Source organism: Parasphingorhabdus sp. (genome assembly GCF_036568145.1).
Taxonomy (GTDB): domain Bacteria; phylum Pseudomonadota; class Alphaproteobacteria; order Sphingomonadales; family Sphingomonadaceae; genus Parasphingorhabdus.
In genome coordinates this window covers 34,761-47,856 of sequence record NZ_DATCTC010000028.1, presented here as the reverse complement: position 1 = coordinate 47,856, position 13,096 = coordinate 34,761, and the positions used below count along the sequence as shown (strand labels likewise).

Annotated in this window: 17 protein-coding genes and 1 pseudogene; 10 read left to right on the top strand and 8 right to left on the bottom strand. The window is 54.8% G+C overall.

The window, feature by feature from the left end; genetic code table 11:
• Positions 1 to 19 precede the first annotated feature (19 nt).
• Together aroB and VIN76_RS10425 are read right to left on the bottom strand one after the other, a co-directional pair.
• Positions 20 to 1,120: a 3-dehydroquinate synthase gene (gene aroB / locus VIN76_RS10430; protein WP_332041786.1), complete on the bottom strand. Its 1,101-nt coding sequence runs from the start codon at positions 1,118 to 1,120 to the stop codon at positions 20 to 22.
• Positions 1,117 to 1,680, bottom strand: coding sequence for a shikimate kinase (locus VIN76_RS10425; RefSeq protein WP_332041785.1), 564 nt, complete (start codon positions 1,678 to 1,680; stop codon positions 1,117 to 1,119). The genes aroB and VIN76_RS10425 overlap by 4 nt, the downstream gene beginning before the upstream one ends.
• Positions 1,681 to 1,765: 85 nt before the next feature.
• Here VIN76_RS10425 and VIN76_RS10420 point away from each other — a divergent pair, with 85 nt between their 5' ends.
• Positions 1,766 to 1,954, top strand: coding sequence for a hypothetical protein (locus VIN76_RS10420; RefSeq protein WP_332041784.1), 189 nt, complete (start codon positions 1,766 to 1,768; stop codon positions 1,952 to 1,954).
• On the opposite strand, the gene VIN76_RS10415 is transcribed toward VIN76_RS10420, so the two are convergent.
• Positions 1,951 to 2,232 (bottom strand): hypothetical protein, encoded by a 282-nt coding sequence (locus VIN76_RS10415; protein ID WP_332041783.1) that lies wholly within the window; start codon positions 2,230 to 2,232, stop codon positions 1,951 to 1,953. The genes VIN76_RS10420 and VIN76_RS10415 overlap by 4 nt on opposite strands.
• A gap of 40 nt (positions 2,233 to 2,272) precedes the next feature.
• On the opposite strand from VIN76_RS10415, the gene VIN76_RS10410 reads away from it, so the two are divergent.
• From VIN76_RS10410 to VIN76_RS10395, 4 genes are all read left to right on the top strand, one after another.
• Positions 2,273 to 3,856, top strand: a complete 1,584-nt coding sequence (locus VIN76_RS10410) for a hypothetical protein (RefSeq protein ID WP_332041782.1) — start codon at positions 2,273 to 2,275, stop codon at positions 3,854 to 3,856.
• An 83-nt stretch (positions 3,857 to 3,939) separates the two neighbouring features.
• Positions 3,940 to 4,836: a tyrosine recombinase gene (locus VIN76_RS10405; protein WP_332041781.1), complete on the top strand. Its 897-nt coding sequence runs from the start codon at positions 3,940 to 3,942 to the stop codon at positions 4,834 to 4,836.
• A gap of 31 nt (positions 4,837 to 4,867) precedes the next feature.
• The gene (locus tag VIN76_RS10400; RefSeq protein ID WP_332041780.1) at positions 4,868 to 5,815 is read left to right on the top strand and encodes an acetyl-CoA carboxylase carboxyltransferase subunit alpha; all 948 of its coding nucleotides are present in this window, start codon (positions 4,868 to 4,870) and stop codon (positions 5,813 to 5,815) included.
• A 126-nt stretch (positions 5,816 to 5,941) separates the two neighbouring features.
• Positions 5,942 to 7,429, top strand: a complete 1,488-nt coding sequence (locus tag VIN76_RS10395) for a M48 family metalloprotease (RefSeq protein ID WP_332041779.1) — start codon at positions 5,942 to 5,944, stop codon at positions 7,427 to 7,429.
• Between the two features lie 62 nt (positions 7,430 to 7,491).
• Here VIN76_RS10395 and VIN76_RS10390 read toward each other — a convergent pair whose 3' ends face one another.
• Both VIN76_RS10390 and VIN76_RS10385 read right to left on the bottom strand, forming a co-directional pair.
• Positions 7,492 to 7,683 carry a Flp family type IVb pilin gene (locus tag VIN76_RS10390; protein ID WP_332041778.1) on the bottom strand — a complete coding sequence of 64 codons (192 nt, stop codon included), beginning with the start codon at positions 7,681 to 7,683 and terminating at the stop codon, positions 7,492 to 7,494.
• 113 nt (positions 7,684 to 7,796) lie between these two features.
• Entirely contained in the window at positions 7,797 to 7,967 is a 171-nt protein-coding gene (locus VIN76_RS10385) for a Flp family type IVb pilin (RefSeq protein WP_332041777.1), read from the bottom strand.
• Positions 7,968 to 8,106: 139 nt separating this feature from the next.
• Between VIN76_RS10385 and VIN76_RS10380 the strand changes: the two genes are divergently transcribed.
• Complete coding sequence (locus VIN76_RS10380) at positions 8,107 to 8,496, top strand: (deoxy)nucleoside triphosphate pyrophosphohydrolase (protein ID WP_414696344.1); 390 nt, start codon at positions 8,107 to 8,109, stop codon at positions 8,494 to 8,496.
• Here VIN76_RS10380 and VIN76_RS10375 read toward each other — a convergent pair.
• The gene (locus VIN76_RS10375; protein ID WP_332041775.1) at positions 8,480 to 9,340 is read right to left on the bottom strand and encodes a methyltransferase domain-containing protein; all 861 of its coding nucleotides are present in this window, start codon (positions 9,338 to 9,340) and stop codon (positions 8,480 to 8,482) included. The two genes, VIN76_RS10380 and VIN76_RS10375, sit on opposite strands and share 17 nt — an antisense overlap.
• Positions 9,341 to 9,380: 40 nt before the next feature.
• Here VIN76_RS10375 and VIN76_RS10370 point away from each other — a divergent pair, with 40 nt between their 5' ends.
• Genes VIN76_RS10370 through VIN76_RS10355 form a run of 4 tightly spaced genes read left to right on the top strand, consistent with a single transcriptional unit; the run spans position 9,381 to position 11,803 of the window.
• Positions 9,381 to 10,121, top strand: a complete 741-nt coding sequence (locus VIN76_RS10370) for a ComF family protein (protein ID WP_332041774.1) — start codon at positions 9,381 to 9,383, stop codon at positions 10,119 to 10,121.
• Between the two features lie 59 nt (positions 10,122 to 10,180).
• Positions 10,181 to 10,438 carry a glutaredoxin 3 gene (gene grxC / locus VIN76_RS10365; RefSeq protein WP_332041773.1) on the top strand — a complete coding sequence of 86 codons (258 nt, stop codon included), beginning with the start codon at positions 10,181 to 10,183 and terminating at the stop codon, positions 10,436 to 10,438.
• Positions 10,439 to 10,443: 5 nt separating this feature from the next.
• A complete protein-coding gene (locus tag VIN76_RS10360) occupies positions 10,444 to 11,310 on the top strand; it encodes a carbon-nitrogen hydrolase family protein (RefSeq protein ID WP_332041772.1) in 867 nt (288 codons plus the stop codon).
• Positions 11,297 to 11,803 (top strand): DUF1178 family protein, encoded by a 507-nt coding sequence (locus VIN76_RS10355; RefSeq protein WP_332041771.1) that lies wholly within the window; start codon positions 11,297 to 11,299, stop codon positions 11,801 to 11,803. Before VIN76_RS10360 ends, VIN76_RS10355 begins: the two co-directional genes overlap by 14 nt.
• Before the next feature lie 121 nt (positions 11,804 to 11,924).
• Here VIN76_RS10355 and VIN76_RS10350 read toward each other — a convergent pair whose 3' ends face one another.
• Together VIN76_RS10350 and VIN76_RS16270 are read right to left on the bottom strand one after the other, a co-directional pair.
• Positions 11,925 to 12,926: a site-specific integrase gene (locus VIN76_RS10350; RefSeq protein ID WP_332041770.1), complete on the bottom strand. Its 1,002-nt coding sequence runs from the start codon at positions 12,924 to 12,926 to the stop codon at positions 11,925 to 11,927.
• 17 nt (positions 12,927 to 12,943) lie between these two features.
• Positions 12,944 to 13,096: pseudogene (locus VIN76_RS16270) on the bottom strand (helix-turn-helix domain-containing protein); the annotation flags it as partial.

Sequence of the window (13,096 nt, the reverse complement as noted above, 5' to 3'; positions counted from 1 at the left end):
GGAGCATGCCCATAGCGCGTCAGTCTGCCTGATCAAGAAACGCCGCGACGTCCGCCAGATCAACATCTTGGGCAAGGAATGTCTGACCTATGCCATTGGCCAGCAGGAACGGCAGGTTGCCGGACGCCATTTTCTTGTCATGCAGCATGTGCTGGACCAGCCTATCACCGGATGCCTCTACCGACGCGCTGCTCAAACTATGTGGCAATCCCGCGTTTTTCAGGTGGCTTTCCACGCGGCGGGCATCGGCTTCATCGCAGTGCACGCGCCGGACGGAATAGTGAAAGGCCAGCGCCATGCCTGCGGCGACCGCTTCACCATGCACCAACTGGCTGGAATATCCGGTTTCCGCTTCCAGAGCGTGGCCAAATGTATGACCCAGATTGAGCAGCGCCCGGCGACCGCTCAATTCCTTTTCATCTTCCGCCACTATCGCGGCCTTTGCCCGAACGCTCTGGGTTATTGCATGACTTAACGCGCCGGGATTACGGTCGAGCAAAGCGCCGCAATTTTCCTCACACCATGCGAAAAACGGCGCGTCGTTGATAAGGCCATATTTAATCACCTCCGCATAACCGGCACGCAGTTCGCGGTCCGGCAACGTGTTCAGGACCATCGGGTCGATCAAGACAAATACCGGCTGGTTAAACCGGCCGATCAGGTTCTTTCCCGCGCGGCTGTTAATCGCGGTCTTCCCGCCGACACTGCTATCCACCTGGGCAAGCAGGCTGGTCGGAATCTGGATAAAGTGGCAACCGCGTTTCAGGATGCTTGCTGCAAAGCCGGTAAGGTCGCCAATCACCCCGCCGCCCAAGGCGATCAGAATGTCCGACCGTTCCGCGCCCTCATCCAGCAACCAGTCGGTCAGCCTTTCGAGCTCCGCCCAGCTTTTGGTCTGTTCGCCCGCATCCAGAATATGACTGATGGTTTTAATGCCGGATTTCTGTAAATCCGTTTCCAATGGTTCCAGCCAGTGTCCCGCGACATTGGCGTCGGTTATCACGAAAACCCTGTCCTTTCGGATATGGGGCAAAAGATACTTCGCAGCACTGCCTAGCGCTCCGGCTTCGACAAGAATATCATATCCATTGCCCGCAAGTTCCACAGGGATTCGGTTCATTTACGTAGTGCCTCGATTATTTTATCTACGGTAAGGTCATGCGGCGCATCATTGCCGGTCACATGCACATGGGCGAGCGCATAGACGGGATTTCTTTTGGCCGCTAGACCGCCTAGAATTTCCTCGGTATTGCCGCCGCGCAATAACGGCCTTGTGTCGCGGCGTCCGACGCGTTTGACCAGCGTATCAATATCAGCATCAAGCCATATCGCGGTTGTATTGGCGAGGATAAGCTCTCTTGTCTCTTCATTCATAAACGCGCCGCCGCCGGTGGCGATAACGCGGCGCGGTCCTTCGATAAGCCGCGCGATGACGCGCCTTTCCCCGTCGCGGAAATAATCTTCGCCAAAGCGGTCGAAAATCTCCGCCACCTTAAGGTCAGCCGCTTTTTCGATTTCCTCATCGGCATCGACAAAAGGCAAATTCAGCCTTTTTGCCAGTCTGCGGCCTACAGTTGTTTTGCCGACACCCATCAGGCCGATCAAAACCAGTGGCTTGTCAGTCAATATACCACACGCTTCACCGGATTCTTCGGCGGATTGGTTAAAAGGGTCTTTCATGTTTTTGTCCATTAAGGCAAAGGCTATACATAGGATGGTTGCGAGTGCAAAACCCAATGCATGAGTGGCCGCTTTTTCGAAGGATATGGCTTTTTATAGTGAAGGGCCACTTTGTAACAAACAGGATAGTGGAAGATATATGCCGCGCAGTTTAGTTTTTTTGCTTATTTTGCTGGCTGTCATCATTGGCGCCATGTTCTTTTTGTCCTCGATGGACGTTGAGCAAGACGTTAAGCCGGTGGAAAAACCGGTTGTTGTCGGAGAAGCAAACTAAGCAATGCGCTTTCGCCACAGATATTTATCATTGGCTACGGTGGGCATTGCTGCCCTCGCTTTGTCCATACCGGTCATGGGGCAAAGCGCGCCCGAATCCCTATTGCCGCCGGGCTTTGGTGATCCCGAACCACAGCCAACACCCGCGCCGCGTCCGGCCCCTACGCCCACTCCGGCGCCCAGAGCCACTCCAACGCCCAGATCTTCTCCTGCACCCACTCCCACACCCGGCCCGGTGGCGGGCAGTCCATCGACGCCTTCACCTGCCGGAGCGCCCATAGACGGAACACTCCCCGCTAATCAGAATGCGGGCGGTTCGATGTCCTCGCTTTTGGACGAGGAAGGAAATATTGATCCGGAGGCGCTGGAGCAAAGGCTGTTACCGCAATATTATTTGCCCAGCGAAGCGCGCCGCTCGATGGATAGAATCGGGGTTTTGACGGAAAGTTCGGGTGGCCTTGCGCCTGATGCTTTCGGCGGTGAAGGCGGGCAATATCTGACCAGCCTTATATCAAATCTTGACGGACCTATCTTTTCGCGCTGGGGCTCGATCCTGCTGCGCCGCACGCTGCTCAGCAAAGTGAATAGCCCGGAAAATGTCAATCCGGCCGATTGGGTCGCCGCACGCGCATGGCGTTTGCTACGCATGGGGGAGGCGCAGGCCGCCCGCTCGCTGGTGCTAAAGGTTGACGCAAGCAATTTTACGCCGCAGCTTTATACCGCCACGATGCAAGCGCATTTGGCAACAGCCGACCCCGCCGGCGTCTGCCCCTATGTGCAAGGGGGCGCGCAGGCCAGTGAAGCGCCGACATGGGATTTCTTCCTTTCCATTTGCGCGTCTTTTTCCGGCGATCAAAATCGGGCCCTATCGCTGTTACGGGATGCACGGCGGAAAACCGGGGTCACCAGCATAGATTATCTGCTCGCGGAAAAAACCATGGGTGCGGGAGTTGATGGCGCACGCGCGGTTACGATCAAGTGGGATGATGTCCAATATTTCAACAACTGGCGTTTTGGTCTGGGGGCCGCCACCGGCGTCGAACCGCCCGACCGGCTATATGCAAAGGTAGGCCGCCATGTGCAGGGTTGGCGTGTGCAGGCGCCCATGCTGTCCAGAAATTCGCGGATGCAGGCGGCGGATACTGCTGCTGCCATCGGTGTCTTGTCGAACAAGGCAATGGTTGACCTCTATGGCGCGACCTATGACGATCCGGAGGCCAGTGACGACCTGAAGGCGCGTGCGTCTTTGCTGCGTCAGGCTTATACCGGCGGCACAGCGGATCTGCGGATTGAGGCAATGCGTTCCTTGTGGGGGCGCTCCAACGGGGCTTTGTCATCCCACGCCGCAAAAATCCTGACCGCCCGTGCAGCGGCCAGAATCCCGGCTTCGGCCGACCTGGCGGAAAATAGCGGCGATTTAATTGCATCCATGCTGACCGCCGGACTGGACCGCAATGCAGCGCTTTGGGCCAAGCATGTGGAGCCGGGCAGCTATGCCTGGGCCTTGCTGGCCGTCGGTGCGCCGGGCAAAGCGGTGGAGGTTGATTATTCCGCGCTCGATAGCTTTGGCGATGATGACGAGAGCGCCAACCGGTTAAAAAGCCAGTTCCTGCTGGCAGCACTGGCAGGGCTTGGCCGCGTGGATGACGATACGCTGCAGGATTATGCCGGTGTGCTGGAACTGGACCTTTCAAAAACATCCCGATGGAGCAGGGCCATAAGGTCGGCAGCATTGCGCGGGCAGGGCGGCACCGTCGCCTTGCTGGCCGCCGTTGGCATGCAGGGGCGAAGCTGGAAAGCGATGTCGCCGCTCCATCTGTTCTATATCACACGCTCCTTATCCAGCGTAGGAATGGAACCCGAAGCGCGCATGATCGCCGCCGAAGCATTGATGCGGACTTAAGCCTTTAGCCGTCTCACGCACGATCATCCTTGCCTGAACGCAGGGAAAATGCATAGCTCTGCAAAAGGGATGATGGCCAGAATATGAGCAATGATGCTGCCTATATCGACCGGTTTCTGGAAATGATGGCCGCCGAGAGCGGGGCATCTGTGAACACCCTGTCAGCTTATCGTTCGGACCTTGAGCAGGCGTCCGCCCTTGCGAAAGGCGCCTTGTCGCAGGCAGATCGAAGCATGTTGGAAAAGATCGCCCATGACTGGAGCGATTTGAAGAATAGCAGCATAGCGCGCAAATCCTCTTCGTTGCGGCGGTTTTTCGGATTTCTGGTAGAGGAGGGCTTTCGGGAGGATGACCCTTCGGACGCATTGCCGCGCCCCGGCGGGCAGCGCAATTTGCCCAAAATCCTGTCGCATGAAGAAATTGCTGCACTGTTTGAAACTATCGAATCCGCCCTGACGTCCGAAAAGGCGAAGCCCGCCGATACAAGGCTGTCTGCCTTGATGGAACTGCTTTATGGTTCGGGGCTTCGGGCCAGCGAACTGGTTTCTTTACCGCGCCGGTCAGTGGTGGCCGATCGCCCTTTTTTGATTGTCCGTGGCAAGGGCGGGAAAGAGCGGCTTGTGCCCATATCCGAACGTGCACGAAGCGCGGTAAACAGGTGGATCACCTTTGTCGATGCGGACGGGAAATATCTTTTCCCTTCCCGCACCGGGCATCTCAGCCGGATCAGGCTGTTTCAGATTATCAAGGATCTGGCGGTAAAATCCGGTATCAATCCCGCGAAAATAAGCCCCCACGTCCTGCGCCATGCTTTCGCAACGCATTTGCTGGAAGGCGGCGCCGATCTTCGCGCGTTACAGACTTTGCTGGGCCATAGCGATATCAGCACGACCCAGATATACACACATGTCGATAGCGCGCGGTTAGTAGAACTGGTGAATAAACGCCATCCGCTCAGTCGTTATAATCTGATGCGTTGACGTTTTTGTTCAGCGGTTCTAACCGGATAGCATGACATCCTTTCTTGATTTTGAAAAACCGATTGCCGCTCTGGAATCGCGGATAATTGAGCTGACAGAAACTGCCGACGAAGGTTCGCTGGACATCGAGGCGGAAATTGCGAAACTGCAGGCAAAATCGGCCAAGATGCTGGCCGATACCTATGCTAATCTGACGCCTTGGCAGAAAACACAGGTCGCCCGCCATCCCGAACGTCCGCATTTCAAAGATTATGTGGCCGGCCTTTTTGACGAATTCATTCCACTCGGCGGTGATCGTAATTTTGGTAATGACCAGGCAATTATTGGTGGCTTTGCCAGAATTGGCGATATGCGGCTGGTCGTGATTGGCCATGAAAAGGGCGACGACACGCAAAGCCGATTGCGCCATAATTTTGGCATGGGAAAGCCGGAAGGCTATCGTAAGGCCATTCGGTTGATGGACCTTGCCGACCGTTTCTCCCTTCCCGTGGTGACTTTGGTCGATACATCGGGCGCTTTTCCCGGTGTTTCGGCAGAGGAGCGTGGACAGGCGGAGGCGATTGCGCGTTCCACCGAAAAATGCCTTTCGCTTGGCGTGCCGATGGTCGCGGTCATCGTTGGCGAGGGCGGTTCTGGCGGTGCGGTGGCACTGGCGGCGGCGGAACGTGTGCTGATGCTGGAACATGCCGTCTATTCGGTGATCTCTCCCGAAGGCTGTGCATCGATACTGTGGCGGACGGGCGACAAGGCCGATGTCGCGGCGGATGCCATGAAGATCACCGCCCAAAATCTGAAAGAACTGGGCGTCATCGACCGTATAGTTGAAGAACCAGTAGGCGGTGCACATCGTGACCGGGGTCTGTGCATCGCGGAACTGGGCAAGGCGATTGTCGAAGAAGTTGAGGCTTTAAACAAGCTTGACCGGACAGAATTGCGCAATATGCGGCGGGAAAAATTCTTGAAAATTGGAACCTTATAGCGCTCCAATCATTACTCTTATCAGTTAGATCGGGTTGGTCGGCGATCAGTGATACCATTTTACATGCTTCGCCCTTCCGCTGCTTTACCCGCTAATATATATAGCTGCGTTAGAGGAGAGCCCCCGATGAGAATATCACGCACATATCTGTCAACGATCGCTTTATTATCACTGGTTGCATGCGGTCCCGGCGGGGTTGAATCCGCCAGCAGTTCTGCGGCGCAGGGCGAACCACGCGCCATCACGGAAGAAGAAAAACGCCAGGGCGCACAGGCGCATCCCCAATTCTTGCAGGAATTTGGCGGGGCCTATACCGGACCGCAAAGCGCCTATGTCGTTCAGGTTGGGCAGAATATCGCAATGCAGTCCGGACTGGGCAATGCGCGGAGCGACTTTACGGTGACCCTGCTCAACAGCCCGGTCCATAATGCCTTCGCCATTCCCGGCGGCTATGTCTATCTGACACGCCAACTTATGGCTTTGATGAATGACGAAGCAGAGATGGCCGGCGTTTTGGGCCATGAAGTCGGCCATGTCGCCGCCCGTCACAGCGAAAAGCGGCAACAAACAGCCACGCGCAACACGCTGTTGGGTGTTTTGGGCCAGATCGGTGCCGCTGTCCTGCTCGGCGATAGTGCGCTTGGGAAATTGGGACAGGAAATTTTCGGCACTGGCAGCCAGCTTTTGACGCTACAATATTCCAGAAGCCAGGAATATGAAGCGGATGACCTGGGGATCAGATATCTTGCTTCTGCCGGTTATGATCCAGATGCGCTGTCCACCATGCTGGCATCGCTGGCCGCACAAACGGCTATTGATGCGCGGGTTGCTGGCCGGGATGCACGTAGCGTGCCCGAATGGGCGAGCACCCACCCCAATCCGGCAGAGCGTGTCACACGGGCTGCAACAAATGCCCAAAAACTTGGCACTGCAGGGGGAATGCATAACCGCGACACATTCCTGACCAAGCTTGACGGGATCATGTATGGCGATGACCCCAAGCAAGGTGTGATACAGGGCAACAGTTTCCTGCACCCGGACATGAAATTGCAGTTTACCGTTCCGAACGGTTACACGATGCAAAACGGGACGAGAGCAGTCACGATCAGCGGCTCTGGCGGTCAAGGGCTTTTCACAACTGGCGCTTATAACGGAAATATGTCGACCTATATCGCCTCTGCCTTTCAGGCACTGGCAGGTGAGGGCCAAACTATATCCCATGGGGGAATTCAGCAGACAACCGTGAACGGGCTGCCGGCATCCTATGCAACAGCGCGGGTGAACAGCAATAATAGCCAGGTTGACGTGACTATATTTGCTTATGAATTTTCAAAAAGCAGTGCATATCACTTCGCTACTTTGGCACCGGCGGGTCAGGCTGCAGTATTTACGCCAATGTTTCAAAGTGTGAAAAGGCTTTCGACAGCGGAAGCCAGTGCGATTAAACCGCGCAGAATTGATGTTGTGACGGTGAAAAGCGGAGATACGATAGATAGCCTGTCGCGGCGGATGGCTTATACTCAGTATCAAAAGGACCGTTTTCTGGTGCTGAACCGGCTGGCTTCGAACGATACGCTTCGCGCTGGTCAAAAGGTGAAGATCGTTACATATTGAATTGGACGATTTCGGTAGACACAAAAAAGACGGCAGCCATTTTCAGGCTGCCGTCAATTTTTTTATGCGCCGGCTGGAAGTTTTTCGTTGCCTTTTTCCATTTCACCTGCAACGCCGTTGAAGGTATTCGTCAAGGTGTTACCCAGCGATCCCATTGCAACAATTGCAGCAACAGCAATCAAAGCAGCGATCAGGCCATATTCAATAGCCGTCGCGCCTTCTTCATTCTTGAACAATTTACGTACGAGTTTCATATCTGGTCTCCTGTATTTTCGAACTTCACTTACCCAATCAACCCCGAATTTCGGGCCGATGCTGATCACAATATTTCAGAAAACTTTATAAATGTTTAATTGGCTCTGAAGGCTTAAGAATTCGTGCTGACCTTTTCAGAAACATTGCCCCACATATTTCCCGTTTCACTTGCGACGCCATTAATCGCTGTTATTGCGGCGATAGCGATCAGTGCCGCGATCAAACCATATTCAACTGCTGTCGCGCCATTTTCGGAGTGGCACAGGTTTTTGGTCAGATCCATTATACCTCTCCCGGCGTTATTAAATTCTATCTGGTTGCGAATGCTCCGATTTTCACCGAAAGGGATTAACAAAATCCTTACATCAGGAAGAAAAGTGGAAAATAAACCGACATATCTGTTCGTTGTTGCTGCAGCGTTAATGGATCAAAACCGGAAGATATTGGTTCAGCAGCGCCCCGAAGGTAAGCCGATGGCGGGCCTGTGGGAATTTCCCGGCGGCAAGATTGAAAATGGGGAAACACCGGAACAAGCCCTTGTGCGAGAACTGGCGGAGGAACTGGGAATAGAGGTTGAGCCGACAGCGCTTAGCCCGGCTGCCTTTGCCAGCGAGCCATTGGGCGCGAAGCATTTATTGCTGTTGCTCTATACATGCCACGACTGGGCGGGTGAGGTGCAAAATCTGGAATCGGCCGATATGAAATGGATGCCACTGGAAGAATTGCAACATCTGGAAATGCCGCCCGCTGACATTCCATTGGTGACACAATTGATGGCTGCTACGGTTGCTGGTTCTAAGGACGTTTCTTAAGCGCATCCTTCAAAGATACTGTCCCGCTCCCACGCCGGGCAGGGGCGGGTTGGTCGGGATGGGGTGCCCAGCCGGATAGATAGATCAGCTCAAAAAATTCGCTTGTCTTGCCGTCCTCATCCGATCTTTGCGCAAATTCGCGCTTTGCTTGAAGGTAAACGCTGCGGGGCAGGGGGCGGACCTGGCCTTTCAGGATATTGCCCCCGCCTATATCCCGTATATCGCTTATCAGTTTGTCAAAAGCCCCGTAACGCAGGCGCAGGCCGTCGCTGTCGATCACCGGCAGCGCAAATCTGGCGCGGGCCATCAGGTCGCCTGCGGTGCGAATATCAATTTGCGGATGAATGTGGCTTGCTACCCGGTCACCCTCTGCCTGCATCAATATTGATTTCAATGTGGTCAGGCTCTCCGCGCCAATGAAAGCCGCCAGAAACAGCCCGTCCGGCTTCAATATACGGCGGCTCAGAACCAGCGCGCCGGGCAGGTCATTCACACTGTCCAGCGTGGCTACATTGATTATCAGATCAAAACTATGGTCCGCAAAGGGCAGGCGATCCTCGTCACACTGGATACCATATAGCGCGTGGGCGGAGCTGAAACCAGCGTCCACAAAGACGCTTTCGATGCCCAATAGTTTGAGAGCTGACGCCAGATGATGCCCGGCTTGTCCGACCAGCAGGCATTTTCTGAAATCCCGTTTCACCAGCGACAGCCGCTCCAGAATCTCCTCTGCCATGATCTGGCCGATAAAATCCTTGCCTCCGGTCCGTTCAAAAGCACGGTCGCGAAAGAGCCGCCTTCGGCTTCGGTCAAATAATTCGGTTGGGGTGCCTGTCTGGTTCATATAGTCTTGTGCCTTTCGCTGGAACGGGCGACAAGAGCAAATGGAAATTTTGTCCGCCTTGTTCAAACCGGTGCTGGATTTCGCGCTTCCTCCGCGCTGTCCGATATGCGGCATCATGGTGGAGGCGGATAATCGTTTCTGTCTGTCTTGCTGGGAAGGTCTGGATTTCCTGACCGCCCCGTGGTGTGCGTCATGTGGCAAGCCCTTTGCCTTTGAACAGGGCAGCGGGGCACAATGCGCTCCATGCCTGACAAAGCCGCCGGAGCATGATGGTGTCAGGGCGGTTGTCGCTTATGATGACAAAAGCGGCCTGTTGGCCATGCGATTAAAATATGGCGGCCGCCTGGGCTTTGCTGAGTTGATTGCCGGGCATATGGAGCGCTTTTTGGACGGAATCGGGCGGGATTCCCTCATCATTCCAGTGCCTCTCCACCGCTGGCGGCTTTGGTCGCGCGGTTTCAACCAGTCGGTGCTGATTGGCCGTGCGCTATCCAAACGCAGCGGTATTGCGATCGAAACGGGGTTGCTGTCGCGCAAAAATGCTACGCCACCGCTGCGATCAATGTCGGCAAAGCAGCGGCATAATATCGTCAAGGATGCGTTCGTTCTGGCCCATGATGCCCGTGCGAGAATAGACGGAAAAACCGTGATACTGGTCGATGATGTCTATACGACAGGCTCAACGGCCAATGCCTGCGCCAGAAAATTGAAGGCGGCAGGTGCGGAGCGGGTGCTGGTTTTCTGTTGGGCCAGAGTTTTGACAGACAATGACCGCAGTTGAAAAAATATACTTCAGGGGCCATCTGAAAGATTGAAACTGGTTTTTTTGGGAAAGCGGCTATGGCAAAAGTAGAGATTTATACCAAATTCACATGCGGTTACTGCTTTAGAGCAAAAGCCCTGTTGGAAAAAAAGAACGTTGATTACGTAGAAACAGACATCAGCATGGGCGGAACAGACCGCGAGGAAATGATCCAGCGGTCCGGCGGGCGCACTACCGTTCCCCAGATTTTCATCAATGGCCAGCATATTGGCGGTTCCGACGATCTTGCCTCCCTGGAGGCAGCAGGTAAGCTGGACGCTTTGCTGGCGGCCTGATCCCCATGCGTATTGCCATAGCCCAAATGTGCAGCGGCATTGACCCTGCTGCCAATGCGAAAGCCTTGCGCGCGCATATTGAAGAAGCGGCCGCGCAGGGGGCGGAGATACTCTTTACCCCGGAAATGACCGGGCTGATTGACCGCAACCGAAACCGTGCGGCGGGCAATATCCATATAGAGCGCGACGATCCGGTGCTGAAAGAGGCTTGTGATGCCGCCGCGCAGGTCAATATCCATGTCGCGCTTGGCTCGCTTGCGATACGTCCTGATGCCGGTGAATATGGGGAGGATGACAAATGGGTGAACCGCTCTTTTCTGATCGACCCAACCGGCCAGATCGCTGCGCGTTATGACAAGATCCACCTGTTCGATGTAGACCTGGACACGGGGGAAACGTGGCGCGAATCCGCGGCTTATGCGGGCGGCCAACAGGCGGTTCTCGCGCCGCTTGCGGGGCCAGCGACAAAGGCGACGCTGGGCCTGTCGGTTTGTTATGATCTGCGCTTTCCCGCGCTTTATAGCGCGCTCACCAATGCGGGGGCTGATATCCTGTCGATACCGGCGGCCTTTACTGTGCCAACGGGGGCCGCGCATTGGGAAATATTGCTCCGCGCCCGTGCGATAGAGGCAGGGGTTTTCGTCGTCGCAGCTGCACAATCCGGAACGCATGAGGATGGCCGCGCCACCTATGGACATTCGATGGTCGTCGATCCGTGGGGCGAAGTGCTGCTGGACATGGGCACGGATACCGGCACAGCGACGTGCGACATTGACTTGGAAGCGGTTGCAAGGGTACGGAGCCGGATTCCCGCAATCTCCAACCGCCGGGAATTTGCTTCACCAAAGGTTTCTTTCGATGATAGTATTTGATCTGATCTGCCGTGCAGGAGGTCATGAATTTGAAGGCTGGTTCGGCTCTTCGGATGATTTCGAGCATCAGCAAGCGGCGGGTCTGGTCGATTGCCCGGTCTGCGGCTCCAGCTCTGTCTATAAAGCGGTCATGGCTCCCAATGTCGGCATCAAGAGCAACCAAAGGACAAGCTCGCGTCCAGCTTCCTCCAAACAGGCAGAGCATCTCCACCCGGCAGAGGGCGGGCAGGCCATGACCAAGGCAGTGCCGATTCCGCCGGAATATCAGGAACTGGTGGACAAGCTGGCCAAGGCGCAAGCAAAGATATTGGAGCAATCACAATGGGTCGGCGGCGATTTTCCGGAACAGGCCCGCGCCATCCATTACGGCGAGAAAAAAGCCGCCCCCATCCACGGTACGGCGACAGTGGATGAAGTGGCCGAGCTGGAGGACGAAGGCATAGACGTAATGCCGCTCCCCCTTCCCGTAACACCCCCCAAAGCGCAAAATTGACGCTGGCATAGCAGCCAATCACCCGCTAAACGACGCATAAGCGCCCGTAGCTCAGGTGGATAGAGCATCAGATTCCTAATCAAATTGCCGAAATCGCTACATGTTGCGGGAAACTGCGATATTAGCCTACATTTTTTTCAGAATGTGACGTGGAATGTGACGTAAACGCGCTGGCAAGCCGGTCAAAGGCGGTAACGTGCACGTCCGATTTGATATGAGCATATTTCATCGTGACGGATATGTTGGAGTGTCCAAGCGCATCGCAGATGTCTGCCAGATCAGCACCGGCCTGACGCGCCCATGACGCGAACGTGTGCCGCAGATCGTGGAACCGGAAGTCTGCCAGTTCGGCATCATCAACGGCTTTATACCAGCGTTTGCGGAAATTGGTGGTGGTGAACACATCGCCGGTTCGGTCTTGCAGGACGGACAGAACGGCTTTCGCTGGTTTTGATAGCCTGATGCTATGGCGCTTGTCGCCTTTCAGAATAACAGTCACCCAGCCACTCGTCATATCAACCTGCGACCAATTCAGAGACAAGATGTTGTCTTTTCGCAGTCCGGTGAACACAGCAAATGCAATGATCGGCCGTATAGATGCATGGGCTGCTTCCATCAATTTATCATATTCTTTACGAGATAAAAACCGGATGCGATGGGGGTTTTCCGGAACCTTCAATGCCTTCCACGCTATTTGCGGGATAGGCTGGCCGTGGACATTGGCTGCGAAATTGAAAGCCGCTTGCAGCGTGGCAATGTCACGATTGACTGTCTGTGCAATCACATCCGCTCGGCGTTCTGCCCGGTATTCAATGAGCTTGGCATTATCGAGGTCCATCAGTTTGATAGCCCCCAAGCCTTTGGTCAGTTTTTCAATAATAGAGATGGTTGTGAGAGCAGAATTTTGATGCTTGGCGTGATCATTCCAGTAAATCGAAAGCATGGAAGCAACTGTCCAGGCGTCGATGTATTGAGGCTTATTTTCAGCCTCATGGACTAACTGCCTTTCGGCAAGTTGCGCTTCGCGTTTTGCAATCCTGCCCGTGCTTCCGCGAAATCTAACACCATTGACCGTGAAGTCGTATTGCCAATACGGGGTGTTTTTTCGGCGGTAGAGTGACATTGCCTAGCGCTTTCTATGAAAGTCTTAAGATCTGATTCTGTGTAGCAAATTGTGCGCCCAATTTTTACAAAAGGCAAACGACCGGCCTGTCGCGCCTTTCGCAGCGTCTTTGGACAGGCGCGAACGATGTTCGCAGCTTCTTGTTCGGAAAGCAGCACGGGTAAGGTCAT